The organism is Skermanella mucosa (assembly GCF_016765655.2).
Lineage (GTDB): Bacteria > Pseudomonadota > Alphaproteobacteria > Azospirillales > Azospirillaceae > Skermanella > Skermanella mucosa.
Genome location: NZ_CP086106.1, coordinates 4834256 through 4859472 on the forward strand (window position 1 = coordinate 4834256; position 25217 = coordinate 4859472).

Annotated in this window: 28 protein-coding genes and 1 tRNA gene; 24 read left to right on the forward strand and 5 right to left on the reverse strand. The window is 68.0% G+C overall.

Annotated elements, in window-relative coordinates; all coding sequences use genetic code 11:
- Positions 1-25 precede the first annotated feature (25 nt).
- The 4 genes from atzF to JL100_RS22455 are packed head-to-tail and all read left to right on the forward strand — an operon-like array spanning position 26 to position 4561.
- Entirely contained in the window at positions 26-1828 is a 1803-nt protein-coding gene (gene atzF, locus JL100_RS22440) for an allophanate hydrolase (protein WP_202682306.1), read from the forward strand.
- A 22-nt stretch (positions 1829-1850) separates the two neighbouring features.
- Positions 1851-2930 carry a putative urea ABC transporter substrate-binding protein gene (locus tag JL100_RS22445; RefSeq protein WP_202682305.1) on the forward strand — a complete coding sequence of 360 codons (1080 nt, stop codon included), beginning with the start codon at positions 1851-1853 and terminating at the stop codon, positions 2928-2930.
- A 3-nt stretch (positions 2931-2933) separates the two neighbouring features.
- Positions 2934-3758 carry an ABC transporter permease gene (locus JL100_RS22450; RefSeq protein ID WP_202682304.1) on the forward strand — a complete coding sequence of 275 codons (825 nt, stop codon included), beginning with the start codon at positions 2934-2936 and terminating at the stop codon, positions 3756-3758.
- The gene (locus JL100_RS22455; protein ID WP_202682303.1) at positions 3755-4561 is read left to right on the forward strand and encodes an ABC transporter ATP-binding protein; all 807 of its coding nucleotides are present in this window, start codon (positions 3755-3757) and stop codon (positions 4559-4561) included. The genes JL100_RS22450 and JL100_RS22455 overlap by 4 nt, the downstream gene beginning before the upstream one ends.
- Positions 4562-4739: 178 nt before the next feature.
- On the opposite strand, the gene JL100_RS22460 is transcribed toward JL100_RS22455, so the two are convergent.
- The gene (locus tag JL100_RS22460) at positions 4740-5669 is read right to left on the reverse strand and encodes a LysR family transcriptional regulator (protein WP_202682302.1); all 930 of its coding nucleotides are present in this window, start codon (positions 5667-5669) and stop codon (positions 4740-4742) included.
- Between the two features lie 119 nt (positions 5670-5788).
- Here JL100_RS22460 and JL100_RS22465 point away from each other — a divergent pair, with 119 nt between their 5' ends.
- From JL100_RS22465 to JL100_RS36880, 14 genes are all read left to right on the forward strand, one after another.
- Positions 5789-6775 carry an ABC transporter substrate-binding protein gene (locus JL100_RS22465; protein WP_202682301.1) on the forward strand — a complete coding sequence of 329 codons (987 nt, stop codon included), beginning with the start codon at positions 5789-5791 and terminating at the stop codon, positions 6773-6775.
- A gap of 44 nt (positions 6776-6819) precedes the next feature.
- Positions 6820-7644 carry an ABC transporter permease gene (locus tag JL100_RS22470; protein ID WP_202682300.1) on the forward strand — a complete coding sequence of 275 codons (825 nt, stop codon included), beginning with the start codon at positions 6820-6822 and terminating at the stop codon, positions 7642-7644.
- An 11-nt stretch (positions 7645-7655) separates the two neighbouring features.
- Complete coding sequence (locus JL100_RS22475; protein ID WP_202682299.1) at positions 7656-8444, forward strand: ABC transporter ATP-binding protein; 789 nt, start codon at positions 7656-7658, stop codon at positions 8442-8444.
- On the forward strand, positions 8441-9199 hold the full coding sequence (locus tag JL100_RS22480; RefSeq protein WP_202682298.1) for an SDR family NAD(P)-dependent oxidoreductase: 759 nt from the start codon (positions 8441-8443) through the stop codon (positions 9197-9199). The genes JL100_RS22475 and JL100_RS22480 overlap by 4 nt, the downstream gene beginning before the upstream one ends.
- Before the next feature lie 5 nt (positions 9200-9204).
- The gene (locus JL100_RS22485) at positions 9205-9903 is read left to right on the forward strand and encodes an SDR family NAD(P)-dependent oxidoreductase (protein WP_211113117.1); all 699 of its coding nucleotides are present in this window, start codon (positions 9205-9207) and stop codon (positions 9901-9903) included.
- Between the two features lie 13 nt (positions 9904-9916).
- A complete protein-coding gene (locus tag JL100_RS22490; protein ID WP_202682296.1) occupies positions 9917-10690 on the forward strand; it encodes a creatininase in 774 nt (257 codons plus the stop codon).
- A 7-nt stretch (positions 10691-10697) separates the two neighbouring features.
- A complete protein-coding gene (gene speB / locus JL100_RS22495; protein WP_202682295.1) occupies positions 10698-11657 on the forward strand; it encodes an agmatinase in 960 nt (319 codons plus the stop codon).
- Positions 11658-11850: 193 nt separating this feature from the next.
- Positions 11851-12705 carry a transporter substrate-binding domain-containing protein gene (locus JL100_RS22500; protein WP_202682294.1) on the forward strand — a complete coding sequence of 285 codons (855 nt, stop codon included), beginning with the start codon at positions 11851-11853 and terminating at the stop codon, positions 12703-12705.
- A 31-nt stretch (positions 12706-12736) separates the two neighbouring features.
- Positions 12737-13390, forward strand: coding sequence for an amino acid ABC transporter permease (locus JL100_RS22505; protein WP_202682293.1), 654 nt, complete (start codon positions 12737-12739; stop codon positions 13388-13390).
- Between the two features lie 5 nt (positions 13391-13395).
- Positions 13396-14073 (forward strand): amino acid ABC transporter permease, encoded by a 678-nt coding sequence (locus tag JL100_RS22510; protein ID WP_202682292.1) that lies wholly within the window; start codon positions 13396-13398, stop codon positions 14071-14073.
- Entirely contained in the window at positions 14070-14930 is an 861-nt protein-coding gene (locus tag JL100_RS22515) for an amino acid ABC transporter ATP-binding protein (RefSeq protein ID WP_211113115.1), read from the forward strand. The genes JL100_RS22510 and JL100_RS22515 overlap by 4 nt, the downstream gene beginning before the upstream one ends.
- Positions 14920-15531 (forward strand): DUF1989 domain-containing protein, encoded by a 612-nt coding sequence (locus tag JL100_RS22520; protein ID WP_202682291.1) that lies wholly within the window; start codon positions 14920-14922, stop codon positions 15529-15531. The genes JL100_RS22515 and JL100_RS22520 overlap by 11 nt, the downstream gene beginning before the upstream one ends.
- Before the next feature lie 85 nt (positions 15532-15616).
- The gene (locus tag JL100_RS22525; RefSeq protein WP_228420843.1) at positions 15617-16240 is read left to right on the forward strand and encodes a cupin domain-containing protein; all 624 of its coding nucleotides are present in this window, start codon (positions 15617-15619) and stop codon (positions 16238-16240) included.
- A gap of 467 nt (positions 16241-16707) precedes the next feature.
- A complete protein-coding gene (locus tag JL100_RS36880) occupies positions 16708-16881 on the forward strand; it encodes a DUF6538 domain-containing protein (protein WP_407696890.1) in 174 nt (57 codons plus the stop codon).
- Positions 16882-16896: 15 nt separating this feature from the next.
- Here the strand turns inward: JL100_RS36880 and JL100_RS22530 are convergent, their stop codons facing one another.
- The 3 genes from JL100_RS22530 to JL100_RS22540 all read right to left on the reverse strand — a co-directional run bounded on the left by JL100_RS22530 (position 16897) and on the right by JL100_RS22540 (position 17750).
- Entirely contained in the window at positions 16897-17124 is a 228-nt protein-coding gene (locus tag JL100_RS22530; protein ID WP_202682289.1) for a hypothetical protein, read from the reverse strand.
- 83 nt (positions 17125-17207) lie between these two features.
- Entirely contained in the window at positions 17208-17468 is a 261-nt protein-coding gene (locus JL100_RS22535; RefSeq protein ID WP_202682288.1) for a hypothetical protein, read from the reverse strand.
- 207 nt (positions 17469-17675) lie between these two features.
- Positions 17676-17750, reverse strand: a tRNA-Val gene (locus tag JL100_RS22540).
- A 190-nt stretch (positions 17751-17940) separates the two neighbouring features.
- Between JL100_RS22540 and JL100_RS22545 the strand changes: the two genes are divergently transcribed.
- Complete coding sequence (locus tag JL100_RS22545) at positions 17941-18825, forward strand: N-formylglutamate amidohydrolase (protein ID WP_202682287.1); 885 nt, start codon at positions 17941-17943, stop codon at positions 18823-18825.
- A gap of 22 nt (positions 18826-18847) precedes the next feature.
- Here the strand turns inward: JL100_RS22545 and JL100_RS22550 are convergent, their stop codons facing one another.
- Positions 18848-19609, reverse strand: coding sequence for an aspartate/glutamate racemase family protein (locus JL100_RS22550; RefSeq protein ID WP_202682286.1), 762 nt, complete (start codon positions 19607-19609; stop codon positions 18848-18850).
- Between the two features lie 122 nt (positions 19610-19731).
- Between JL100_RS22550 and JL100_RS22555 the strand changes: the two genes are divergently transcribed.
- The 5 genes from JL100_RS22555 (at position 19732) to JL100_RS22575 (ending at position 25205) form a co-directional block, all read left to right on the forward strand.
- Positions 19732-20583 carry a MurR/RpiR family transcriptional regulator gene (locus JL100_RS22555; protein WP_202682285.1) on the forward strand — a complete coding sequence of 284 codons (852 nt, stop codon included), beginning with the start codon at positions 19732-19734 and terminating at the stop codon, positions 20581-20583.
- 50 nt (positions 20584-20633) lie between these two features.
- Positions 20634-21491 (forward strand): FAS1-like dehydratase domain-containing protein, encoded by an 858-nt coding sequence (locus tag JL100_RS22560; protein ID WP_202682284.1) that lies wholly within the window; start codon positions 20634-20636, stop codon positions 21489-21491.
- Positions 21488-22687, forward strand: a complete 1200-nt coding sequence (locus JL100_RS22565; protein WP_202682283.1) for a CaiB/BaiF CoA transferase family protein — start codon at positions 21488-21490, stop codon at positions 22685-22687. The genes JL100_RS22560 and JL100_RS22565 overlap by 4 nt, the downstream gene beginning before the upstream one ends.
- Before the next feature lie 122 nt (positions 22688-22809).
- Positions 22810-23478, forward strand: coding sequence for a peptide-methionine (S)-S-oxide reductase MsrA (gene msrA / locus JL100_RS22570; RefSeq protein WP_202682282.1), 669 nt, complete (start codon positions 22810-22812; stop codon positions 23476-23478).
- 239 nt (positions 23479-23717) lie between these two features.
- A complete protein-coding gene (locus JL100_RS22575) occupies positions 23718-25205 on the forward strand; it encodes a SulP family inorganic anion transporter (RefSeq protein ID WP_202682281.1) in 1488 nt (495 codons plus the stop codon).
- Positions 25206-25217 lie beyond the last annotated feature (12 nt).

Sequence of the window (25217 nt, forward strand, 5' to 3'; positions counted from 1 at the left end):
CCGTATGAGCATCGAAGCACCCGACATGACCGACCAAAGCCTGGAAATCGCCGTCCTTGCCCGAGCCTACGCCGATGGAAGCTTGACGCCCGAGGCCGTGCTGGACGGCGTCCATGCCCGGATCGGCGCGATGGGCCTCCGCCCCGTCTGGATCACCTTGTTCGACAAGGCCGACGCGCTGGCGCGGCTCGGCCGGGCACGGGCCAGGATGGAGGCGGGCGAGGACCTGCCCCTGTTCGGCATCCCCTTCGCGGTCAAGGACAATATCGACGTGGCCGGCGTGCCGACCACCGCCGGCTGTCCCGACTTCGCCTTCGTGCCCGAGCGCTCCGCCACCGTGGTGGAGCGGCTCCAGGCCGCGGGCGCGATCCTGATCGGCAAGACCAACCTGGACCAGTTCGCCACCGGGCTGGTCGGGACCCGGTCGCCCTACGGCATCTGCTCGTCCGTGTTCGACCCTGCCCATGTGTCGGGCGGGTCGAGCTCCGGGTCGGGCGTCGCGGTCGGGGCGGGGCTGGTCAGCTTCGCGCTGGGCACCGACACGGCGGGCTCGGGCCGGGTGCCTGCCGCCTTCAACAACATCGTCGGGCTCAAGCCGACGAAGGGGCTGGTCAGCACCGCGGGCGTGCTGCCGGCCTGCCGGACCCAGGACTGCGTGTCGATCTTCGCCGGCTCCAGCGGGGACGCCCTGGCGGTCCTCCGGGCGGCGGCGGGGTTCGACCCGGCGGACCCGTTCTCGCGGCGGGCTCCGGCGGGGGCGGCGCTGCCGGCCTCGGTGCCGCCGGGGTTCCGCTTCGGCGTGCCGTCGGCCGACGGGCTGGAGTTCTTCGGCGACGCGGGCGCCGCCGAGCTGTTCGCCGCGTCCGTCGCCCGGCTGGAAGCCCTGGGCGGCACCCGCGTGGAGTTCGACTACGGCCCCTTCGTCGAAGCGGCGAAGCTGCTCTATGCCGGTCCCTGGGTGGCCGAGCGGCTGGCCGCCATCCGCGACTTCGCGGAAACCAGGCCGGATTCGATCCACCCCGTGGTCCGCGGGATCATCCTGGGTGCCGGCCGCTACAGTGCCGTCGATGCCTTCGAGGCGCAGTACAGGCTGGCCGAGCTGACCCGGCGGGCGGAGGCCTGGTGGGAGCGCATGGACGTGATGCTGCTGCCCACGACCGGCACCACCTTCACCATCGAGGACATGCTGGCCGACCCGATCCGGCTGAACAGCCAGCTCGGCCACTACACCAACTTCGTGAACCTGATGGACCTGTCGGCGATCGCCGTGCCGGCCGGGTTCCGTTCCACGGGGCTGCCCTTCGGCGTCACGCTGATCGGGCGCAGCTTCGAGGACGGCAGGCTGGCGCTGCTGGCCGACCGGTTCCACCGGGCGCAGGCCCCCACCATCGGCGCCACCGGGCATGCCGTCGCCGGCCCGGCGCTGGAGGCGGCGGAGTCGAGGATGGTCCGGCTGGCCGTCGTCGGCGCCCACCTCTCCGGACTGCCGCTCAACCATCAGCTTACCGGGCGCGGCGCGCGGCTGGTGCGGACGGACCGCACGGCATCCGGCTACAGGCTGTTCGCCCTGCCCGGCACCACGCCCGCCAAGCCCGGCCTGCTGCGCGACCCCGAAGCCGCCGGCGGGATCGAGGTCGAGGTCTGGGAGCTGGACGCCGCCGGTTTCGGCGGCTTCGTCGCCGAGGTGCCCCCGCCGCTGGCCATCGGCACGCTGGAACTGGCCGGCGGCGCCCGCGTGCAGGGCTTCCTGTGCGAGGCCCATGCGACCGTCGGAGCGCAGGACATCACCAATCACGGCGGCTGGAGGAACTGGCTTGCCGCCCGCTGAACAACCCCGGGGGAGCCTTCCCATGCGCACCCTGTTCAAATCGGCGCTCGTCGTCCTGACCCTCGCCCTGCCCCTCGTCATGACCGCGGCGCAGTCGCCGGCGGTCGCGGCGGAGAAACAGTCCTTCAGGATCGCCTGGTCGATCTATGCGGGCTGGATGCCGTGGGGCTACGCGGCCGACAGCGGCATCATGAAGAAGTGGGCCGACAGGTACGGCATCTCGGTCGAGATCGTCCAGATCAACGACTATGTGGAATCGATCAACCAGTACACCGCCGGGGCGTTCGACGGCTGCGTCATGACCAACATGGACGCGCTGACCATCCCGGCCGCCGGCGGCGTGGACTCCACCGCGCTGATCGCGGGCGACTATTCCGACGGCAACGACGGGGTGGTCCTGAAGGACGGCAAGAGCCTCGCGGAGATCAAGGGCCAGGACGTCAACCTCGTGGAGCTGTCGGTGTCCCACTACCTGCTCGCCCGGGCGCTGGACAGCGCAGGATTGTCGGAGCGGGACATCCGGGTGGTCAACACGGCCGATGCCGATATCGTCTCCGCCTTCGTGTCCCCCGACGTCACGGCGACGGTGACCTGGAACCCGCAGCTCAGCGAGGTACGGAAGGCGGAGGGCGCCGCCCTGGTGTTCGACAGCAGCAGGATCCCGGGCGAGATCATCGACCTGATGGTCGTCAACACGGAGACGCTGAAGGACAACCCGTCGCTGGGCAAGGCGCTGGTCGGCGCCTGGTACGAGACGCTGGCGCTGATGAGGGACGCCGGGCCGAAGGGCACGGAGGCGCTGACCGCCATGGCGACCGCGGCCGGCACCGACCTGGAAGGCTACAAGGCGCAGCTCGCCACCACGAAGATGTTCTACACCCCGGCCGAGGCGGTGGCGTTCGCGTCAAGCCCCGAGCTGGTCAAGGGCATGGACCTGGTCCGCACCTTCTCGTTCGACCACGGGCTGCTGGGCGAGGGCGCCCGGACGGTGGACGCGGTCGGGATCGGTTTTCCCGGCGGGACGGTGCTGGGCGACGCCGGCAACGTCAAGCTGCGTTTCGACGCCGATTACATGAGGATGGCCCAGGAAGGGAAGCTCTGACCGATGCGCCGGATCATCAACCTGCGTCCCGGCCGGGGCGGCATCGTGCTGTGGGGAGCGCTGCCGTTCCTGGCGGCCGGCGTCGCCTACGCCCTGGCCTCGTCCGCCCGGCTGGCGGCCAACCCGAACGACAAGCTGCTGCCGCAGCTGGAAAGCTTCGCGGCGGCCATTGGCCGGCTGGCGCTCAACCCCGATGCGCGGACCGGCGACTACCTGATGTGGGTGGACACGCTGGCCAGCCTTCAGCGGCTGGGGATGGGTCTGGGCGTGGCGACCGCGCTGGCGCTGGTCCTTGGTCTGGCGATCGGGTTGATACCCTATGTGCGGGCGGGCCTGTCGCCCTTCGTCGGCGTGGTCTCCATGATCCCGCCGATGGCGGTGCTGCCGGTCCTGTTCATCGTCTTCGGCCTGGACGAACTGTCCAAGGTGGTGCTGATCGTGTTCGGCGTGGCGCCGTTCCTGGTGCGCGACCTGGCGCTGAAGGTCGGCGACCTGCCGCGCGAGCAACTGATCAAGGCGCAGACGCTGGGGGCCTCCACCTGGCAGATCGTGGTCCGCGTGGTGCTGCCCCAGATGCTGCCCCGGCTGATCGACGCGGTGCGCCTGTCCCTGGGGCCGGCCTGGCTGTTCCTGATCTCGGCCGAGGCGATCGCCGCGACGGAGGGGCTGGGCTACAGGATATTCCTGGTGCGCCGCTACATGGCGATGGACGTCATCCTGCCCTACGTCGCCTGGATCACGCTGCTGGCCTTCCTGTCCGACGCCGGGCTGCGCTGGGTCAACGCTCGCTTCTTCCCGTGGCTGAAGGCCGGAAAGGGGCAGTCATGAGCCGGATATCGGTCAGGAACCTGTGGAAGGAATATCCCGGCCAGGTGGTGCTGGAGCGCGTGTCGCTGGAGATCGCCTCGGGCGAGTTCTGCGCCCTGGTCGGCCCGTCGGGCTGCGGCAAGACCACGTTCCTGCGCATGCTGCTGGGCGAGGAGAGCCCGACCCGCGGTACCATCGAGCTGGACGGCAGGCCGCTGGTGGCGGAGCCCGGCCCGGACCGGGGCGTGGTGTTCCAGCGCTACTCGGTGTTCCCGCACCTGACCGTGCTCCAGAACGTGATCATCGGGCGCGAGTTCGAGCGGTCGAAGTTCCTGGGAAAACTGTTCGGCCGGGAGCGCCGGGCCGCCGAGGAGGAGGCTTCCGGGATCCTGAACACGGTCGGCCTGTCCGCCCACCGGGAGAAGTACCCCGCCGAGCTGTCCGGCGGCATGCAGCAGCGGCTGGCGATCTCCCAGGCGCTCATCCGGAAACCCAAGGTGCTGCTGCTGGACGAGCCGTTCGGCGCGCTGGACGCCGGCACCAAGAGCCAGATGTACGAACTGCTGCTCGGCCTGTGGGACAAGCACAAAATGAGCATCTTCATGGTCACCCACGACCTGAAGGAAGGTTTCACCCTGGCGACCCGCGTGCTCGCCTTCGACAAGGTGCGCGTCGATCCCCAGGAACCGGGCGCCTACGGCGCGACGGTGACCTACGACCTGCCCCTGGAAGCCAAGATCGCGGCGAGACGGGCGGCGGCCCTCCATGCCCCGGAGCCGGTCAGCGAGCCCTCCCGGGCCGTTTCCCTGGTCCCGGTGACTTGAACAGCGCCGGATGCATCGCCAGGGCGCGGGCGCTCAGCAGCCGGTGCAAGACCGCGGCCAGCGATCGGAGTCGCGATTTCCCCCAATCCAATCGGGGATGCGGCCGTGTGATCCGTGAGTAAGCCAAACCTGTTCTCCTGCCGAAGTACAGGCCGATAGCACTGCAAAAACCGTTCCATCATGCCGGGCTCGCAATCCCCATCGCCTCCGATGACGCCGCCTGCCGCTTGATCTCCCGCACGAAGCTCTGCACCAGGACGCGTCCGGCATCGGCGCTGCGGGTAGCGACGAAGTGGGTCGAGGCGAAGTTGTAGGTCTTCGGCTTCAGCGGGCGCATAAGGCCGCGCCGCCTCCAGTCCTCGCCGATATGGCAGGGCAGGAAACCGATGAACCGGCCGGACAGGATCATCATGACCTGCGCCTCCATATGCATGACCGTCCCGCAGGGGCGTGGATGGTTGGCGCGGTAGAGGTCGTCGAAATGCAGGTAGCCGCGCACCGCGAAGGGGGCCTCCTCGATCGCCGCGCGGTCGATCCCGTCGTCCGGTACGCCGTAGAGCCGGTGCCTGCTGCCGCAATAGAGCGCATGGGGCTCCCGGTAGATGGGCTGGTAGGTCAGCCCGGGCACCTTCTGCGACATGGGACCGATCACCACGTCGCGCGCGCCGTCGGCGACGGCGGCCTCCAGCTCCGTCGGCGTGCCCAGCAGCAGGTCAACGAAGACGTCGGGAGCATACTCGCAGTAGCGGCCGAGCGCCGTCTGGATGCCTAGCTCCGGCGAGGTCACCACGCCGTCCACGATGCCGACGCGCAGCTGGCCCATCAGCTTGCCCCGGTCGCGCCCGATGCGCGACTGGAAGGCGTCGATCTCCACGAACAGCCGCTTGGCCGCGTCGTAGGTCGCCTCGCCGAACTCGGTCAGGCGGAAGCCGCGGCGCCCCCGCTCGCACAGCGGAGCCCCCAGCTTCCGTTCCAGCGCCGCCAGATGGGTGCTGAGCGTCGATTGCGACAGGTTGAGCACGATCTGGGCATCCGCGAAACCGCCGGATTCCGCCAGGGTGACGAACACGCGCAGCAGGCGCAGGTCGATGTTGTCGAGGCGTCTCATGGTCCGGGTGCCGGCATCACATCGATGATTTTCAATATATCCGTCTATTAAACCTGATTTTTATAGATGTAAACCTGGGTGATGATCCTTCGAAAGCACTCCAGCGATGAGGGTCACCGATGCTCCGCACAAGCCGACTTGCAGCCGCCGCCCTGGTCTTCGCGACCGTCTCGGTACCCGCCTGGGCAGCCGACACCATCCGGGTGCTGTCCCCCACCTGGCCCGGCTTCGCGCCCGTGTTCGTGGCCGCCGACAAGGGTTACTTCAAGGAACTCGGGCTGACGGTCGAGATGAAGTTCGAGGACGACCGGGCCAACGTCATAGCGGCGATGCTGCGCGGCGACATCGAGGTCGACATGCGCACCGTCGGCGAGCACCAGGGCCGCCCGCGGGACGAGACCACGCCGGGCGTCATCATCGGCACGATCGACAAGTCGGTCGGCGGCGACGGAGTCATCGCGGACGGGTCGATCGGCGGGGTGGCCGACCTGCGCGGCAGGAAGATCGCGGTCGAACCCAACATCCCGGCCCGCCTGCTGCTCCAGCTCGCCCTGAAGAAGGAAGGCATGAGCCTGGACGACCTGTCGATCGTGGAGATCGCGACCGCCGACACGATCGCCGTGTTCGCCGACAGCTCGATCGCGGCGGTCGGGACATACCAGCCGTTCCAGTCCCAGGCCATCACCGCCCTGCCGGACCGCAAGGGCAAGGTCCTGCTGTCGTCGGTGGACAGCGAGATCATCATCGACGTGATCACCGCCCGCCAGGACGACCTGAAGGACAACCCGAAGAAGTACCGGAACTTCCTGGCCGGCATCTACCGGGCGATCGACCTGTACAGGACGAACCCGGAGGAGTTCATCGAGCTGGCGGCTCCCCACTACAATCTCGGCGAGGACGAGGTGAAGGAGATCATCGACACCAGCCTGGCCTACACGCCGCTGGCCGAGGCCAAGGAGTTGATCGGCACCCCGGACCGGCCCGGCCGGCTGCACGGGATCTTCGACACCGTCATGCAGCTCAACATCGAGAACGGCGCCGCCGACACCAAGCTGACCGCCGCCAGCCAGATCGACGCCTCCGTGATCTCCCAGGTCGCCCCGTGACCCAGGGGCAGACGTCGGCGCTCCGCGGCCCGGATCTCCATGCCATGGAAACCGGAACGAAGGCCGCCAGCGTGGCGCCGCAATCCCGGCGCTCCTCCCTCTGGGCCTTCCGCGGAACCCTGTCGCGGCCGGCCCAGGTCGGGATCGGCGTGGCGGCCAGCGTCGGCCTGCTGCTGGCGTGGGAGGCGGTCTCCCGGCTCGGGCTGGTGAACAGCCTCTTCCTGCCCGCGCCCAGCACCGTGCTGAACGCCATGCTGGTCATGGTCCAGAAGCAGGACCTGCTGTGGCATGCCGGCGTCTCGACCCTGCGGGTCTGGGCCGCCTTCGCGCTGGCGGCCGTGATGGCGATCCCGATCGGCATCCTGATGAGCAGCTACCGCGTCGTGGGCGCGGCGCTGGAGCCGATCATCGACTTCATCCGCTACCTGCCGGTGCCGGCATTGGTGCCGCTCTCGATCATCTGGTTCGGCGTGGGCGAAAGCACCAAGCTGTACCTGCTGTGGCTCGGCACCTTCTTCCAGCTCGTCCTGCTGGTCGCCGACGACATGCGCCGCGTGCCGCAGGAATACATCGAGATCGCCCATACCCTCGGGGCCAACACCCGGCAGATGCTGCGCGACGTGGCGTTCCGGGCGATGCTGCCGGGGCTGGTGGACAATCTGAGGATCACGCTGGGCTGGTGCTGGACCTACCTGATCATCGCCGAGATCGTCGCCGCCGACAGCGGCATCGGCTTCGTCATCTGGACGGCCCGCCGCTACATGAAGACGCCCGAGGTCATGGCCGGCGTGGTCGTGATCGGCGTGATCGGGCTGGTCACCGACCAGCTTCTCCGGGCCCTTCACCGCCGCGCCTTCCGCTACCTGTAGCAGGCCCCACCATGACCCAGCCTCACCTCGCCCCCTATCTCGCCTTCGAGGGCGTCACCAAGCGGTTCGGCGACCTCGACGTGGTCGCACAGCCCTTCGAGACCACCATCGCCCGCAACGAGTTCGTCGTCTTCCTCGGTCCGTCCGGCTGCGGCAAGACCACGCTGATGCGCATGATCGGCGGGCTGGACACGCCGTCCACCGGGACGATCCGCCTGGAAGGGGCGCCGGTCGGCGGACCCGACCACCGGCGCGGCATGGTCTTCCAGTCCTACTCGTCCTTCCCCTGGCTGACCGTCGCCGAGAACGTCCATTTCGGCATGCGCTATCGCCGGGACCTGACGGAGCGGCAGAAGCTCGCCCGCCGGGACCACTACCTGGAACTGGTCGGGCTCTACGAGTTCTCCGACGCCTATCCGAACAAGGTGTCCGGCGGCATGCGCCAGCGGGTGGCGATCGCCCGCACGCTGGCGGCGGGGTCGGACGTGATGCTGATGGACGAGCCGTTCGGTGCCCTGGACGCGCAGCGCCGGGAACGGCTCCAGGTCGAGCTGCGGAGCATCCAGCGGCGCGACGCCAAGACCATCGTCTTCGTGACCCACGACGTCGAGGAGGCGGTGTTCCTGGCCGACCGGGTCATCGTGTTCTCCAAGCGGCCCGCGCGGGTCATGGCGGACATCGACATCACCGGGCGCCTCGGTCCCGACCGCCCGCTGGAACTGCGCGACAGCCCCGAATTCTTCCGGCTGCGCGGCGAAGTCCTGAAACTGCTGCGCGAAGCCGCGGGAGACGAGGAATGACCCTGCCCCGCTTCGACAACCGCACTGTGCTGGTCACCGGCGCCAGCCGGGGCATCGGCTTCGGCGTCGCCCGGGCCTTCGCCGCCGCCGGGGCCGACCTGCACGTGGCGGCGGAGAACGACGCGATCCACGCCGCGGCGGAGGCGCTGGGCGCCACCGCGCATCGGGCCGACGTGACGCGCGGCGACGAGGTGGCCGCCATGGCGGCCCGCATCGGCGCCGTGGACGTGCTGGTCAACAATGCCGGCCTGGAGCTCATGACCCCGCTGGACGACGCCGGCACGGAGAACGAGGCGGCCTTCCGGCGCATCATCGAGATCAACATCCTGGGTACCTTCCTGGTGACCCGGGCGGTGGTCCCCGGCATGCGCGCGGGCGGCGCCATCGTCAACACGGCCTCGGTCTGGGGCCGCGTCGCGGAGCCGCTGTTCTCCGCTTATGTCGCGTCGAAGCACGCTGTGATCGGGCTGACCAAGACCTGGGCCAAGGAGCTCGGCCCCGCCGGAATCCGGGTCAACGCGGTGTGCCCCGGCTGGGTGCGGACGGAGGCCTCCATGCGCTCGCTCGGCCGGATGGCGGAGCGGGCGGGCCGGGGGGAAGTCGAGCTGCTGGACGACATCATCGCCGGGCAGGCGTTGCCCGGCCTCATGGAGCCGTCGGACATGGCGGGTCCTTATCTGTTCCTTGCCTCCGACCTCGCGGCCAACGTCACCGGCCAGAGTCTCGGAGCCGACCGGGGGGAAGTGCCGTGGTGACAGGATTGAACGGACTCAGGACGCTGGTGACAGGGGCCGCGAGCGGGATCGGCCTTGCCGCTTGCGAGGCCCTGCGGGGCGCTGGTGCCCATGTGGTCGGGCTGGACCGCGCGCCAGCCCCGGCGGACGACGCCGGCCGGGTGGTCGCCGACGTGACCGACGAGGGTCAGGTGATCGAGGCGGTGGCTCTGGCCGCCGGGCGGCTGGGCGGCCTCGACCTGCTGGTGAACTGCGCCGGTATCGAGATCGAGGCGCCGCTCCGCGCGATCGACATCGCCGACATGGACCGCATGTACGCGGTCAACCTGCGCGGCCCGATCCTGGTGGCGCGGGAAGCCCTGAAGGCCATGGAGCCGGGTGCCCGCATCGTCAACATCGCGTCGGAGCTCGCGTATCTCGGCCGCCAGGGCGCTTCGGGCTACTGCGCCACCAAGGGGGCGATGCTGTCGCTGACCCGGTCCTGGGCGCGGGAGCTGGCCCCCGGAATCCTGGTCAACGCCGTGGCCCCCGGCCCGATCGACACGCCGCTGCTGGGCTTCGAGCGCATGACCGACGCCCAGAAGGCGCTGGAGAGCGCCAACCCCCTGGGCCGCATCGGCCGCCCGGAGGAGGTCGCCGCCGCGATCCTCTTCCTGGCGTCCCCTGCCGCCAGCTTCATCACGGGACAATGCATCAGCGTCGACGGCGGCGCGGCGATGCACTGAAAGGATTGAACCTATGGTCGAAAGCGTCTTCATGGCCGAGCTGACCTGGCCGGAGTTCGCCGCCAAGGTGGCGGAGGGCGTCACCGTCTTCCTGCCCCTGGGCACCACCGAGCAGCACGGCCCCCACATGGCGATGAACGTGGACGTGGTGCTGCCCACCGCCGTGTGCGAACGGGTGGCTCGCAACGTCGGCGGCATCGTGGCCCCGACGATCCCCTATGGCTACAAGTCGCAGCCCCGCTCTGGCGGCGGCGAGGCGTTCCCCGGCACCACCAGCCTGGATGCCAACACCTTCTCGCTGGTCGTGCGCGACGTGATCAGGAGCCTGGGCACCGACGGCGTGCGCCGGCTTGTGGTGGTGAACGGGCATTTCGAGAACTGCTGGCCGGCGGTCGAGGGCGTCGACCTGGGCCTGCGCGAGCTTCGCCGCGACGGGATTCCCGACATGCAGGTGATGCGGCTGGAATACTGGGACTTCGTCGGCCGCGACACGCTGGACCGGCTCTTCCCCGAGGGTTTCCCCGGCACCGAGCTGGAGCATGCCAGCCTGCTGGAGACATCGCTGATGCTGCTGCTGCGGCCCGACTTGGTCGACATGGACAAGGTGCCGTCCGACGGGCCGGCCAAGTTCCCCACATACGACCGCCATCCCGTGCCGGAAGGGTTCGTCCCGGCCTCCGGCGTCCTGGCCCGCGCGCAGGGATCCTCGGCCGAGAAGGGGCAACTCCTGATGGACGACCATGTCGAGCGGATTACCCGGGCCGTCCGCGCCGAATTCGGAGTTTGAGCAGACAATGAGCGACAAGCGGTTCCAGCCCCTCGATTCCGCCGCCGTGCCCCGGTTCGCCGGGCTGCCGACCTTCATGCGGCTGCCCGTGGCCTCGCCGGAGGAGGTGGACGTGGCCCTGGTCGGCGTCCCGTTCGACGGCGGCACGACGAACCGGCCGGGTCCGCGCCACGGCCCGCGCGAGGTGCGCAACCAGTCCAGCCTGGTCCGCCGGGTCCATCATGCGACCGGCATCTGCCCGTTCGACCTGGTGCGCGTCGGGGACTGCGGCGACGCGCCGGTCAACCCGCTCGACCTGATGGAGAGCATCGACCTGATCTCCGGCTACTACGCCGGGGTGCGCCGGGCGGGCGCCGTGCCGCTGACGGTCGGCGGCGACCACTTGATCACGCTGCCGGTACTGCGCGGGCTGATCGACCAAGGTCCGGTCGGGCTGATCCATTTCGATGCCCATTCCGACACCTACGACAGCTTCTTCGGCAACCGCTACAACCACGGCACGCCGTTCCGGCGCGCGGTGGAGGAAGGGCTGCTCGACCCGAAGCGCATGGTTCAGATCGGCCTGCGCGGGGCAATCTCGGACGCGGCCAACTACGACTTCGCCAAGGCCAACGGCATCCGCCTGATCTTCATCGAGGAGTTCGACGAGCGCGGCCCGAAGGAGGTCATGGCGGAGGCGCGGGCGATCGTCGGCGACCGGCCGACATACGTGTCATTCGACATCGACATCCTCGACCCGTCCATAGCGCCTGGCACCGGTACCCCGGAGATCGGCGGCATCACGTCGCGCGAGGCCCAGACCATGATCCGGCTGCTGCGCGGGCTGGACATCGTCGGGACCGACTTGGTCGAGGTATCGCCGCCCTTCGACCCCTCGGGCGCCACGGCGCTGACTGCCGCGACCCTGATGTTCGAACTGCTCTGCGTGATGGCGGAGAGCATAAGCCTAAAAGCCGTGCAGCCATAAAAGCCTCGCCTAACGATTAAGCATCGAAACGCATGCCGCCTGTCGACTCCTGCCTTCGCTTGTCGCCGGGAAGGACCGACGGGCGTGAATGCACCGGGATCCTCATTCAAGTGACTTGAATGGCATGCAAGTTGCTGAAGATACCCTGAGCGCCGGTCCAGGCGTCATGCCCTATCCCGCACAGGAGAGTGCCTTGCCCCTTTCCCAATTCGCCCGCCTGATCAAGACCGCGGCCGTGGTGTTCGCCGCCGCCGGTGCCGCTTCCTCCCCCGCCTTCGCCGACCAGCTCGACGACATCCGCAAGAAGAAGGAGATCGTCATCGGGACCGAGGCGCAGTTTCCGCCGTTCGAGTACCTGGAGGACGGCAAGATCGTCGGGTACGCCAGCGACCTCCTGCAACTGGTCGCGGCCGACCTGCCGGGCGTCAGGCTGAACCAGCTGGACGTGCCGTGGCCGGCGATCCTGCCGGGCCTCAGCGCCGGCAAGTTCGACTTCGTGGTCACCTCCGTGACCGTGACCAGGGAGCGGGCCGAGCAGTACGCCTTCACCGTGCCGATCGCCGAGGCCACTGTCGCCCTGGTCAAGCGCAAGGGCGACGCCTCGATTACTAGGCCGGAGGACATCGCCGGCAAGGCCGTGGGCTCCCAGACCGCGTCAGCCCAGCTGAAGGCGCTCCAGGCCTTCGACGAGAAGCTGCGCGGCACCGGCTCGGGAGTGGACGGGATCACCGAGTATGTCAGCTTCGACGAGGCCTATACCGACCTCGCCGCCGGCCGGATCGACGCCGTGTCGCAGGCGCTGTCCAACCTGGCCCCGCTGGTCAAGGCACGCGGCGACATGTTCGAGATCGTCGGACCGACCATCGGCCCCAAGACCTATTATGCCTGGGCCGGCCGCAAGGACCCGGCCAGCGCCTCCCTGGTGAAGCTGTTCAGCGACGGCATCGCCAAGGCCAACGCTTCCGGCAAGATGGCGGAGCTTCAGATGAAATGGTTCGGCTTCACCATGGAGGTGCCGGCCGACGCGGTGCCCGAGCCGACGATGTGATCAGGCGCCGCGCGCACCCGGGGAATCCCTGATGTTCGATCCCGCCATCATCGTCCCGTACCTGCCGACCCTGATCGAGGGCGCCGGAATCACCTTCGCGGTGTCGATCCTGGCGATCCTGCTCGGCATCCCCTGCGGGCTGGCCCTGTGCTTCCTGCGGCAGAGCCGGGGACGGGTGCCGGCGACCGCGGCCGCGGTCTATATCAGCTTCTTCCGGGGCACGCCGCTGCTGGTGCAGCTCCTGGTCTTCTTCTACATCCCGCCGGCCTACGGGATCGAGCTGCCGGCCTACCTGACGGCGGTCGCGGTGCTGACCATGAACACCACGGCGTTCCAGGCGGAGATCTTCCGCGGCGGATTGCACGCGATCCCGCGCGGACAGGTCGAGGCGGCGCGGATGCTGGGTTTCACCCACGGCCAGGTCCGCCGCCGGGTACTGGTGCCGCAGATGCTGCGCGTCATGCTTCCGGCCCTGACCAACGAGGCGATCGACATCCTGAAAAGCTCGTCCCTGGTGTCGGTCATCGCCGTGTCCGAGCTGCTGCGACGCGGCCGGCAGGTCGCCGCCGCCACGTACCACCCGCTGGAAGCCTACGCGGCGACGGCGCTGATGTACCTGCTGCTGGTCTCCCTTGTCGCCTATGCCGGACGCCACGCCGGCCGGCGGCTCAGCCTGTCCCGGTGATGCCCATGCCCGACCAGTCCGTTACCCTGCGCTACGCGGAACGGTTCCTCGACGGCTTCCTGACCACGGCGTGGATCTGCGGCGTCTCCCTCTGCGCCGCCGTGGCGCTGGGTCTGGCGTTATTCCTGGTGCGCCGCCTGCCCTTCGCGCCGGCCCGCTGGTTCTATGACGGCTATGTCGGGATGCTGCGCGGCACGCCGTTCCTGATCCAGGTGTTCCTGCTGTATTACGGCGGCCCCGGCCTGGGCCTGCGGCTGTCCGCCACGACGACCGCGCTGATCGGGCTGAGCGTCTATGGGAGCGCCTATTTCGCCGAGATCTTCCGGGCCGGCTTCGAGGCCGTGCCGCGCGGCCAGATCGAGGCCGCCCGGATGCTGGGGTTCGACCGGGGGCAGATCCTGCGCAACGTGGAACTGCCGCAGATGGCGGCACTGATCATCCCGCCCTCGGTCAACCAGTGCATCATCCTGATCAAGGAATCCGCGGTCCTGTCCGTGATCACCGTGCCGGAACTGACCACCGTCGCCACCCGGGTGGTCTCCGAGACCTTCAGTTTCGCGGAACCCTACCTGCTGCTGGCGCTGCTCTACTGGCTGCTGGTCGAGACGACGGCCCGCGGCGGCCGGTGGCTGGAGCACGCCACCGGCCGACACCTGACAACCACCAAGGGCCCGCCCCCATGACCAAGTCCCAGGGCGCCGCCGTGCTCAGCCTGCGCGGCGTGCGCAAGAGCTTCGGCGGCCATACCGTGATCGACGGGATCGACCTGGACGTCCACCGTTCCGAGGTGATCTGCATCATCGGCCCGTCCGGATCGGGCAAGAGCACGCTGCTCCGCTGCATGAATTTCCTGGAGGAGTATGACGGCGGCGAGGTCGTCATCAACGGGCGGCTGCTGGGCTATTCGCGGGACGCCGGGGGGAAGCGGGTGCGCGACCGCGACGTGGTCGTGGACGAGACCCGGCGCGGCGTCGGCATGGTGTTCCAGCACTTCAACCTGTGGCCCCACATGACGGCTCTGGGGAACGTCACCGCCGCGCTGCGCCTGGTCAAGCAGATGCCGAAGCCCACGGCCGACGCGCTGGGGGCGGAGATGCTGGCCAAGGTCGGCCTGTCCGACAAGGCCGGGCAGTATCCCGCCCGCCTGTCCGGCGGGCAGCAGCAGCGCGTCGCGATCGCCCGCGCGCTGGCGATGCACCCCTCCGTCATGCTGTTCGACGAGCCGACCTCGGCGCTCGACCCGGAGTTGGTCGGCGAGGTGCTCCAGGTGATGCGCGGCCTCGCGGCGGAGGGCATGACCATGGTGGTCGTGACCCACGAGATGGGCTTCGCCGCCGAGGTGGCCGACCGGGTCGTGTTCATGGACGCCGGCCGCATCGTCGAGCAGGGGCCGCCCCGGTCTCTGTTCGGAGCTCCCTCCCACCCCCGGCTGCACCAGTTCCTGGAGACCTGGAGACAGCGCAACGCGGGATTCACCACGCTCACGTCGGATGCCGCCCGACATCCACATCAGGAAGGAAACCAGATCCATGTCCGCTGAACAGCTCGTGACCATTCCCGCCCGCAAGGGCAAGGCCGCCTTCGTCGCCAAGGGGCAGCTGGTCAAGGTCGTCAACACCCATGGCGAGCAGGTCGTCGACACCTGGGCGTTCCGGCGCGACGACATGTCGGAGTTCATGTCGAACGAGCATACCCGCGCCCATATGCTGAAGATCATCCCCAAGGCCGGCGACGCGCTGCTGACCAACCGGCGGCGCCCGATCCTGACCCTGGTGGAGGATACCTCCGGCGGCATCCACGACATGCTGATCGCCGCCTGCGACCGCTACCGTTACGAGATGCTGGGCTGCGAGGGCCACCACGACAACTGCACGGACAACCTCGCGTCGGGCTTGGCCGAACTGGGCCTGACCCCGCCGGAGACGCCGAGCCCGCTGAACCTGTTCATGAACATTCCCGTGGCCTCCGACAACACCCTGTCGTTCGAGGCGCCGCCGGCTCCGGTGAAGGGCGGTTACGTGGTGCTGCGCGCCGAGATGGACCTGGTGATCGCGTTCTCGGCCTGCCCGCAGGACATCCTGCCGATCAACGGCACCGCCTGCTCGCCGACCGACGCGCATTTCGCCGTGTACGACGCTTGAACGCATGCCGGCCCGTGTCGAAACCTCTCAGCGTTCCAGACGGAGACGGTGTAGAAAAGACGCGGCTTCCGTTGCTGAAGGCGATATGACCTTGACCAGTGCGACACGCGATCACCAAGCGGGCATGGCAACGCCGGACATTCCGGCTCCCGACATCCGGATCGGAGTCAAGTTGCGCCATGCCCGTCTCGTCAGGGGCCTGCGGATGAGCGACGTGGCGCGGCGGGTCGGTTGTTCGGAAAGCCTGATCTCGAAGCTGGAGCACGACAAGGCGAAGCCGTCCTTCGTCATGCTTCACAAGCTGGTGATGGCACTGGAAACCAATGTCGCCTACCTGTTCGCCGATGCCGGCGATTCCGCCGGCCCGGTGGCCCGGGCCGGCGAGCGCCCCGTCATCACCACCGATCCGCTCCGCAACGCCCCCGGCATCCGCCTGGAACGGTTGATACCCTATGCGGAGGGCCACATGCTCCAAGCGAACATCCATATCATCGACCCGGGCAGCGGCAGCGACGGCGAGATCGAGCACGATGGGGAGGAGGTCGGTTACATCCTGGAAGGCGCGCTTGAGTTGACCATCGGCGGACAAATTCACAGCCTGTCGGCTGGCGACTCTTTCGCTTTCCGCTCCGAGCTGAAGCATGGCTACCGCAACCCTGGGAACAGCATGACCCGGGTGCTCTGGGTAAATACGCCACCGACCTTCTAAATCCTGTCAGTTCCTGGGGTGTTGAATTTTGGCTTTTTACACGCCGAGGCGCTGATCGCCGGGACCCACCTGACGGGCACGACCACCCGCCGGACTCGTCGCCCTGCGAGCGCTGTCCGGCGGCAGTTGGCAAGGACGCGGTCAGCCGGACCTGAAGCAAAGTCTATCTCAGTGCTTGACCGGGCCGAGCACGGTGGCATCCATCCCTCAGGTCGGAAGCCCACAGTCCATGCCAACCATTCTGTAATCCTTCTCCGGTGTCCAGGCTATTGTCGGCGCTCAAGCGTACCAGTTCGGGACACCGGGTGTAGCGGTCACCGAAAAAGCCAGGCAGCGCAACGTCCTGAGGCGAACATGGCAGAGGGTCACGCTCCCTCCGCCACCGCCGCGAAAATCCTAAGCGGCACCTGAACTCCCTGATATTGCTGGACTTATCGACCTCTTGGTGATCCAAAGGGGTCCAGATCATGCCTCAGCCGTTCAAGCATCCCAAGGCCGGAGTGTACTATTTTCGAAAGGTGATCCCCGTCGCCCTACGGGAGGCAATCGGCAGGTCCGAATGGCGTGAGAGCCTGCGGACCAAGGACATCCGAGAAGCCAAACGCCTGTATCCCGAAGTGGCCCTTAAGGTGGACGCCTAACTTGCCCAGGCGGCACTAGGCGGCTCCCCTGTCTCCCTGACCCAGAAGCAGATAGCCGCCCTGGCCGGTCACTGGTACGCCGATCAAGTCGGCATGTTCGAGGACAACCCCGGCGACCCTGACCAGGTCGACGCTGGCCTGTCCGCCATGGAAGATGCCGCCGAAGATGGCCGCGCTGCTGCCGCTCTGGCCCCAGACGTTGCTTCCCTGCTGCGAAATGCCGGGTTCCTCCAAGTGGATCATCGGTCCCGTGACGCGCTTACTGAGGCGCTGGTGTCAGCCCAGATCAGGTTTGCCCAAACGCTCTACAAGCGGGCGCTGGGCGACTATTCCACCGACCCATACACCGCGAGTGATTTGCCGTTTTCGGCATCATGCAACGCGTGAAGCACACTCCTGATAGGAGCCATCAACTCGCTTGCTCGATCGCCTGTCAAAGCTGTGCCAAGGCGATTGAATGCATCAAGCGCCGTCAGAACGCCCCATCTCCCATGACCCTTTTGATCATGCTGGAATTGTTGGCAGGCAATTTCAAGATCACGAGCAAATGCCTCAACCAAAGGTGCAAGGCTGTCAGTGTCCTTCATCACGCGGCCTCCCCAAGTCGGTGCCGGGCCTTGCCGCCCGATATCAGCAAGTTGCGATAAAGTTGCAAATGTTTCCGGCCACCTTGCACAGTGCCAAAGAGCGATCGGCGCTACTTTGCTTCCCCCATGCTTCCCCGGTTGAAGAACCGCTATTGGCCCAGAAATGGCGAAGGCCAGCTAACCTATTAAGGTTGCTGGCCTTCAAGATGGTGGGCGCGACAGGGATTGAACCTGTGACCCCTACGATGTCAACGTAGTGCTCTCCCGCTGAGCTACGCGCCCATCCTTTTGTCCGCGAGGCAGTGCCCCGCTGCGGTGGAGCGGTGATTAGCAAACCGCGGACGGCCCCGCAAGCCCTCTCGTTCATCAAAACGCAAAAAGCTTCACCCCCCGGACAGTCCGGCCGTCCCCGCTCCGGCTGCCACCATCACCAGATGACAGAACCGTCTGATTCGGCTACACAAGATTGACCATGGATCGCCATTTCGACGCCGACGCGGACCGGGCACAGGTTTTCGAAATCCTGGCGCCACCAGTCCAGACGCTCCCGCTGGTGCTGGCCTCGCCGCACAGCGGTGCCTTGTACCTGCCTGAATTCCTGGCGGCCTCCAAGCTGGACGGCTTCGCGCTGCGCAAGTCGGAGGACAGTTTCGTCGACGAGATCTTCCTGGCCGCCCCGCTGCTCGGGGCGCCGCTGATCCGGGCGCTGTTCCCGCGGGCCTTCCTGGACGCCAACCGCGAAGCGTTCGAACTGGACCCGGACATGTTCGCCGACGCGCTGCCGGCCTATGTCAACACCCGCTCGCCCCGGGTCGCCGCCGGCCTCGGCACCATCGCGAAAGTGGTCGCCAACGGGGAGGAGATCTACCGCGGCAAGCTGCGCTTCGCCGAGGCGCTGTGCCGGGTCAACCGGTTCTATCACCCCTACCATGCGGCGTTGAAGCGCCTGATCGACCAGACGCGCCAGCGCTTCGGCTATTGCGTGCTGGTCGACTGCCACTCCATGCCCTCCACCGGCGTGCCGGCCGACGGAGCGTCGGGCCGGTCCAAGGTGGATTTCGTCCTGGGCGACTGCTACGGCAGTTCCTGCACGCCGCTGCTGATCGAGACCGCCGAACGCGCACTCCGCTCCCAAGGCTATCTGGTCAACCGCAACACCCCCTATGCCGGCGGCTTCACCACCCGGCATTACGGCAGGCCGCGCATGGGAATCCACGCGCTCCAGATCGAGATCAACCGGTCGCTCTACATGGAAGAGCGCACGATCAGCCGCAAACCCTATATCGCGACCCTGTCCGACCATATGGAGCGGCTGATCGACACCCTTGCCAAGGTCCGCATACCGAGGGCGGATTGATCGAAGGGACCGGTCCGGCCGACTATTTCCCCGCCGGGGCGAAACGGGCGAGTTCTCCCGTGTAGGTCTTGGGCAGCGGCCAGGCGAGGTCGCCATGCTTGCTGGTTCCCAGGCCGAGCCTGACCAGGCCCTCGACCTGGACGACCGCAGCGGCCACGCCGTCGATCACCGGCAGGCCGACCTCGCGCTGGACCCTGGCCACCAGGTCGGCCATGCCGGCGCAGCCCAGGACGATGGCCCCGCAGCGGTCCTCGGCCGCCGCCCGGCGGCACTCCGCGACGATCGCGCGGAACACGGGGCCGCCGCCGTCCCCGGCTCCCTCCCCGGTGCCTTCCAGGTCGAGCACGGGGATGTCGGTGCCGCGCACCTTGCGGCAGGCGTGGTGCATGCCGTAGCGCTCGACCAGATGCTCGGCGATCACGCAGGTCCGGGTCAGTGTCGTCACGATGGAGAATCCGGTCGAGATGAAGCTCGCCGCGTGCATCGCGGCCTCGGCGATGCCGACCACCGGCCCGGTCGCGACCTCCCGGGCGGCCAGCAGGCCGGGGTCCCCGAAGCAGGCGATGACATAGCCGTCGCACCCTTCGGCCTCGCCTTTCCTGACTTCCTCCAGGACGCCCAGGACGCTGACGGCCTCGTCGTAGTGGCCCTCGATCGATACCGGGCCGGCGGCGGGGTTGACCGCGACGATCTCCGTTCCCGGCGCGGCGATGGCGCGCGCCGCCTCGCCGATCTTCGCCGTCATGCCGGCCGTCGTGTTGGGATTGATCACCTTGATCCGCATGGCGGGCCTCCAGGGTCGGTTGCAACTGGTTCCGTTCGACGCGCATCCTCGACGCCCTTGAAATTCAGGTCAACGAATGCCTTCCTAATGAAAATGAGTTTTCATACCGGTACCGTCGTTTGATGGAAGGCCAAAGCACCCCCCAGTCGCTGTCCGCACGGATCCGCTCCTGCTACGGCGACCTGTCGCCGACCGACCGGCGGCTGGCCGACCTGATGCTCGAATATCCCGGCGATATCGCCAGCTATTCCGCGTCCGAGCTGGCGCGCCTCGCCAATTCCTCCAACGCGGCGGTCAGCCGCTTCGTCCAGCGCCTGGGCTTCCGCAACTACGAGGAATTGCGCGTGCTGGCGCGGGAGGCGAAATCCTGGGGCTCGCCGCTCTACCTTCTGAACCAGGCGCAGCCGGGTTCCGGGTCCGATTTCGTCCAGGCACACCTGAAGACCTGCGCGGACAATATCGCCGGCACCTTCCAGCAGATCGACCCGGCCGTGATCGACGATCTCGCCGGCGCCGTCGCATCGGCCCGGCAGGTCTGGCTGGCGGGATTCCGCAACAGCTATTTCCTTGCGGGCTACCTGCGCTGGCAGTTCATTCAGGTGCGCGACGGCGTCCGGTTGCTGCCGGCGGCCGGCGAGACGCTGGGCGAGTATCTGGCCGGCTTCGGGCCCGACGACATCGCGATCGTTTTCGGCCTGCGCCGCCGCGTGCCGGAAATCGGCCGGATCGTCACGGCCGCCCGGCGCGTCGGCACCCGCATCGCCTATGTCGCCGACCATGGATTGACCGAGGATCCGGGGGCCACCTGGTTCCTGCGCTGCGACACCCGCTCGCACGGGCCGCTGGACAACCATGTCGCGGTGCTGGCGCTCTGCCACGTGCTGGCGAACCAGGTGATCGCCAGGACCGGCGCCGAAGGCCGAAAGCGCTTGTCCTCGATCGAGGAAATGCACGAGAACCTGGACGAGTTCTGATCCGGGCACCGGCCGGCATCTATTCCGGAAAGCATCAAGGGGACTTCGACATGGATTTCAGCGACTGGATCGGCCGGAGCGAGACGGTGTCAGACACCGTGACCGCGACTCCCTACGCCGCCCTGTCCGCCACGCTCGACCGGCCGGCGGACCGGCCGCCCGACGGCACTCCCCTGCCCGCCCTGTGGCACTGGCTCTATTTCCTGCCGCTGCACCGCCAGTCCGAGATCGGCTCCGACGGGCACGCCAGGCGGGGCGGCTTCCTGCCGCCGGTGCCGCTGCCGCGGCGCATGTGGGCCGGCAGCCAGTTCGAGTTCCACCGGCCGGTCCGGGTCGGCGACCACGTGACACGAGTCTCCACCATCCATGACGTGACGGAGAAATCCGGCCGCACCGGTCCCCTGGTCTTCGTGAAGGTGCGGCACGAGATCGGCACGGCCGGCTCCGCCGATGCTCCCTCCGATCCGGCGATCACCGAATTCCACGACATCGTCTACCGCGAGGCGCCGAAGCCCGGCGACGCCGCGACGCCGCCCCGGGAGGCGCCATCCGATGCCGCCTGGGAGCGGGAGTGGCGGCCCGACGACGTCCTGCTGTTCCGCTACTCCGCGCTGACCTTCAACGGCCACCGCATCCATTACGACCGCCGCTACGTCACCGAGACCGAAGGCTATCCCGGCCTGGTCGTCCACGGGCCGCTGATCGCCACCCTGCTGCTCGACCAGCTTCGCCACCGCCTCCCCGACGCGGAGGTCGCCCGGTACGAGTTCCGCGCGGTCCGGCCGACCTTCGACATCAACCCCTTCTTCGTGTGCGGCAGGCCGGAACCGGACGGCAGGACCTTCCGTCTCTGGGCGAAGGACCACGAAGGCTGGCTCACCATGGAAGCGACGGCGGTGATCCGATGAGCGCCGGTTCCCTCCTCCGCCCGCTGGCCGGGATCACCGTCGTCACCCTGGAGCACGCCATCGCCGCCCCCTTCGCGACGCGCCAGCTCGCCGACCTCGGCGCCCGGGTGATCAAGGTGGAGCGGCCGGGCGTCGGGGATTTCGCCCGCGGCTACGACGAGCGGGTCAAGGGGCTTGCCTCGCACTTCGTCTGGACCAACCGCTCCAAGGAAAGCCTGACCCTCGACCTCAAGGACGCGGAAGCGCAGGAGATCCTGAAGCGCCTGATCCGGGAGCAGGCCGACGTCGTGGTCCAGAACCTCGCCCCCGGCGCGGCGTCCCGCCTCGGCCTGTCCTACGAGGCCCTGGCCGCGGAGAAGACGGGCATCATAGTCTGCGACATCTCCGGCTATGGCAACGATGGCCCCTATCGCGACCGCAAGGCCTACGACCTGCTGATCCAGGGCGAGGCGGGGTTCCTGTCGGTCACCGGCACTCCCGAGACGCCGTCCAAGGCGGGAGCCTCGGTGGCGGACATCGCCGCCGGGATGTACGCCTATTCCAGCATCCTGGCGGCCCTGTTCCACCGGGCGAACACAGGCCAGGGCCGGCACATCGATATCTCCATGCTGGAGTCGCTGGTGGAGTGGATGGGCTATCCGCTCTACTACGCCCATGACGGCGCGCCTCCGCCGACGCGGGCCGGCGCCAGCCATGCCACCATCTATCCATATGGCCCCTTCCCGGCGGGTGACGGCCGCACGGTCCTGCTGGGATTGCAGAACGAGCGGGAATGGACAGCCTTCTGCGAGCTGGTCCTGCGGCGGCCCGAGCTGGCCGCCGACGAACGCTTCTCCAGCAATTCCCGGCGCCACGCGGCGCGCGACGACCTCGGCCGCATCATCGCCGAAACCTTCTCCACCCTGACGGCCGAGCAGGTGATCGCCCGGCTGGAGGAGGCCCGCATCGCCAACGGCCGCGTCAATGACATGGCCGATGTCTGGGACCACCCGCAGCTGGCCGCCCGCAACCGCTGGCGGGAGGTCGGGTCGGAACAGGGTCCCATCCCGGCGCTGCTGCCGCCGGGATTTCCCGGTGACGGCGATGCCCGCATGGACCCGGTCCCGGCTCTCGGCCAGCACACCGACGCCATCCTGGCGGCGCTCGGCTACACCGCCGACCGGATCGACCGACTGCGCGAGGCCGGGATAATCTGAACGGGGCGGTCCGGCGGCTCCCTCACGGGCATGTGACCGGGCGGCACCCGACCGTGACTGGCGCCGGCCGGCACGGCGGGCCAGATCAAGGTCGTACGAACCACCCATGCGGAGGAAGCGCCATGAAGACCAAGTTCACCATGCCGCCCATCGGCCGCCGGATGGCGCTGGCCCTAGGGCTCCTGCTGGGAGCGACCGCAGGGAGCGCCGCCCAGGGCGTGACTCCCGGCCAGACCGAAAGCGTCATCCTGGCCGGCGGCTGCTTCTGGTGCGTCGAGTCCGATTTCGACAAGGTGCCCGGCGTCGTCGAGACGGTCTCCGGATATGCCGGCGGCCATACGCCGAACCCGACCTACAAGGCGGTCTCGGCCGGCGGCACCGGGCACCTGGAGGTGGTGCGGATCACCTACGACCCGGCCAAGGTCAGCTTCGATCAGCTCGTCTCCTATTTCTGGCGGACCGTCAATCCGACCGATGCCGGCGGCCAGTTCTGCGACCGGGGAGACAGCTACCGGACCGCGATCTTCGCCAGTTCGCCGGAACAGCAAAGGCTGGCCGAGGAGAGCAAAGCGGGGATCGAGAAGCTGCTGGGGAAGCCGGTCGTGACGCCGGTTATCCCGCTCGACCCGAAATCCTTCACCCCGGCCGAGGACTACCACCAGGACTTCCACAACACCAACAGCCTCAAATACAACTTCTATCGCTACAGCTGCGGCCGGGACGCCCGCCTGGCGGATCTGTGGGGCGACGCCGCCGGCAAATGGCCGCCGGCCCCCGTTCCCCAGAGCTGATCGGTCGGAGCTGGACGGACAGCGCAACACGGCCCTGAGGCAGGCGGCCATTGCGCCGCGGCCGCATCGGTGTTACACACCAACGATGCTGCATCGCAATACGCCGCCCTGATCCCCGGATCTTCAGCCGTTTTGCCCGGCGCCTGCCTTGGACAGGCAGCCGCAGCTTCCGTCGTGCCTTCCGCTCACGGGCCGCCCGACGCAGTCGGAGATGCCGCCCCGGTTCCATTCAGGTTTCAATGACTCTCGATATTGCCAGACTCCGTTCGGAGTGGTTCGGCAACGTGCGTGGCGACGTGCTCGCCGGCATCGTCGTCGCACTTGCCCTTATTCCTGAAGCGATTGCCTTCTCGATCATAGCGGGCGTCGATCCCAAGGTCGGCCTTTACGCCTCCTTCGTCATCGCGGTCACCATTTCCATCGTCGGCGGACGGCCGGGCATGATCTCCGCCGCCACCGGCGCCATGGCCCTCCTGATGATCGATTTGGTCCAGGATCATGGGCTCGATTACCTGTTCGCCGCCACCCTGCTGACCGGCGCCCTTCAGATCGTCGTCGGACTGCTGAAACTGGGCCGCTACATGAGGTTCGTCTCGCGCTCGGTCATGACCGGCTTCGTGAACGCGCTGGCGATCCTGATCTTCATGGCGCAGCTGCCGGAATTCGCCGGCGCCAACTGGCAGATGTACGCCATCGTCGCGGCCGGGCTGGGCATCATCTACCTGCTGCCCCTGGTCACCACCGCGGTGCCGTCGCCCCTGGTCGCGATCGTGGCTCTGACCGCCGTCGCCATCCTGACCGGCGCCGACGTCCGGACCGTCGGCGACATGGGGGAACTGCCCGGCACCTTCCCGGCCTTCCTGATCCCCGACGTCCCGTTGAACCTGGAAACCCTCGGCATCATCCTCCCGGTGGCCGTCACCCTCACCGTCGTGGGTTTGCTGGAATCGCTGCTGACCGCGTCGATCATCGACGACCTGACCGACACCCGGAGCGACAAGCACGCCGAGACCCGCGGCCAGGGCATCGCCAACATCGCGTCGGGCTTGTTCGGCGGCATGGCGGGATGCGCCATGATCGGCCAGTCCGTCATCAACGTGAAGTCAGGCGGGCGCGGCCGGCTGTCCGCCTTCGTGGCCGGGGTGGGCCTGCTTTTCCTGATCCTGGTGCTTCAATCCTGGGTCGTCCAGATCCCCATGGCGGCCTTGGTGGCCGTCATGATCATGGTGTCGATCGGCACCTTCAACTGGGGCTCGATCCGCCAGCTGCGCACCATGCCGGTCAGCTCCTCGATCGTGATGATCGCCACGACCCTCACCACCGTCTTCACCCACGACCTGTCCAAGGGAGTCCTGGCCGGGGTCCTGCTCAGCGCCCTGTTCTTCGCCCGCAAGGTCGCCCACTTCGTCGCGGTCGAAAGCACCCTGGCGGAGGATGGCCGGTCCCGGACCTACAAGGTCTATGGCCAGCTCTTCTTCGCCTCGGCCGACGATTTCATCGCCCGGTTCGATTTCCAGGAAAGCCTCGAACGCGTCGAAATCGACCTGACCGGCGCCCACCTGTGGGACTACACCGCGGTCGGCGCCATCGACAAGGTCGTGCTGCGGTTCCGCCGGGAAGGTGCCGACGTCGAGCTGATCGGACTGAACCAGGCCAGCAGCACGCTGCTCGACCGCCTGGGCGTCCACGACAAGCCGGAAGCAGCGCAGCAGCTCGGCGGCCACTGAAAAGAACCGGAG

What these genes read in the sequence shown, in the direction of transcription:
- atzF (WP_202682306.1), top strand. Translation starts at nt 26, where the DNA reads ATGACCGACCAAAGCCTGGAAATCGCCGTCCTTGCCCGAGCCTACGCC.
- JL100_RS22445 (WP_202682305.1), top strand. Translation starts at nt 1,851, where the DNA reads ATGCGCACCCTGTTCAAATCGGCGCTCGTCGTCCTGACCCTCGCCCTG.
- JL100_RS22450 (WP_202682304.1), top strand. Translation starts at nt 2,934, where the DNA reads ATGCGCCGGATCATCAACCTGCGTCCCGGCCGGGGCGGCATCGTGCTG.
- JL100_RS22455 (WP_202682303.1), top strand. Translation starts at nt 3,755, where the DNA reads ATGAGCCGGATATCGGTCAGGAACCTGTGGAAGGAATATCCCGGCCAG.
- JL100_RS22460 (WP_202682302.1), bottom strand. Translation starts at nt 5,669, where the DNA reads ATGAGACGCCTCGACAACATCGACCTGCGCCTGCTGCGCGTGTTCGTC.
- JL100_RS22465 (WP_202682301.1), top strand. Translation starts at nt 5,789, where the DNA reads ATGCTCCGCACAAGCCGACTTGCAGCCGCCGCCCTGGTCTTCGCGACC.
- JL100_RS22470 (WP_202682300.1), top strand. Translation starts at nt 6,820, where the DNA reads ATGGAAACCGGAACGAAGGCCGCCAGCGTGGCGCCGCAATCCCGGCGC.
- JL100_RS22475 (WP_202682299.1), top strand. Translation starts at nt 7,656, where the DNA reads ATGACCCAGCCTCACCTCGCCCCCTATCTCGCCTTCGAGGGCGTCACC.
- JL100_RS22480 (WP_202682298.1), top strand. Translation starts at nt 8,441, where the DNA reads ATGACCCTGCCCCGCTTCGACAACCGCACTGTGCTGGTCACCGGCGCC.
- JL100_RS22490 (WP_202682296.1), top strand. Translation starts at nt 9,917, where the DNA reads ATGGTCGAAAGCGTCTTCATGGCCGAGCTGACCTGGCCGGAGTTCGCC.
- speB (WP_202682295.1), top strand. Translation starts at nt 10,698, where the DNA reads ATGAGCGACAAGCGGTTCCAGCCCCTCGATTCCGCCGCCGTGCCCCGG.
- JL100_RS22505 (WP_202682293.1), top strand. Translation starts at nt 12,737, where the DNA reads ATGTTCGATCCCGCCATCATCGTCCCGTACCTGCCGACCCTGATCGAG.
- JL100_RS22510 (WP_202682292.1), top strand. Translation starts at nt 13,396, where the DNA reads ATGCCCGACCAGTCCGTTACCCTGCGCTACGCGGAACGGTTCCTCGAC.
- JL100_RS22515 (WP_211113115.1), top strand. Translation starts at nt 14,070, where the DNA reads ATGACCAAGTCCCAGGGCGCCGCCGTGCTCAGCCTGCGCGGCGTGCGC.
- JL100_RS22520 (WP_202682291.1), top strand. Translation starts at nt 14,920, where the DNA reads ATGTCCGCTGAACAGCTCGTGACCATTCCCGCCCGCAAGGGCAAGGCC.
- JL100_RS22525 (WP_228420843.1), top strand. Translation starts at nt 15,617, where the DNA reads ATGACCTTGACCAGTGCGACACGCGATCACCAAGCGGGCATGGCAACG.
- JL100_RS36880 (WP_407696890.1), top strand. Translation starts at nt 16,708, where the DNA reads ATGCCTCAGCCGTTCAAGCATCCCAAGGCCGGAGTGTACTATTTTCGA.
- JL100_RS22530 (WP_202682289.1), bottom strand. Translation starts at nt 17,124, where the DNA reads ATGATCCACTTGGAGGAACCCGGCATTTCGCAGCAGGGAAGCAACGTC.
- JL100_RS22535 (WP_202682288.1), bottom strand. Translation starts at nt 17,468, where the DNA reads ATGAAGGACACTGACAGCCTTGCACCTTTGGTTGAGGCATTTGCTCGT.
- JL100_RS22545 (WP_202682287.1), top strand. Translation starts at nt 17,941, where the DNA reads ATGGATCGCCATTTCGACGCCGACGCGGACCGGGCACAGGTTTTCGAA.
- JL100_RS22550 (WP_202682286.1), bottom strand. Translation starts at nt 19,609, where the DNA reads ATGCGGATCAAGGTGATCAATCCCAACACGACGGCCGGCATGACGGCG.
- JL100_RS22555 (WP_202682285.1), top strand. Translation starts at nt 19,732, where the DNA reads ATGGAAGGCCAAAGCACCCCCCAGTCGCTGTCCGCACGGATCCGCTCC.
- JL100_RS22560 (WP_202682284.1), top strand. Translation starts at nt 20,634, where the DNA reads ATGGATTTCAGCGACTGGATCGGCCGGAGCGAGACGGTGTCAGACACC.
- JL100_RS22565 (WP_202682283.1), top strand. Translation starts at nt 21,488, where the DNA reads ATGAGCGCCGGTTCCCTCCTCCGCCCGCTGGCCGGGATCACCGTCGTC.
- msrA (WP_202682282.1), top strand. Translation starts at nt 22,810, where the DNA reads ATGAAGACCAAGTTCACCATGCCGCCCATCGGCCGCCGGATGGCGCTG.
- JL100_RS22575 (WP_202682281.1), top strand. Translation starts at nt 23,718, where the DNA reads ATGACTCTCGATATTGCCAGACTCCGTTCGGAGTGGTTCGGCAACGTG.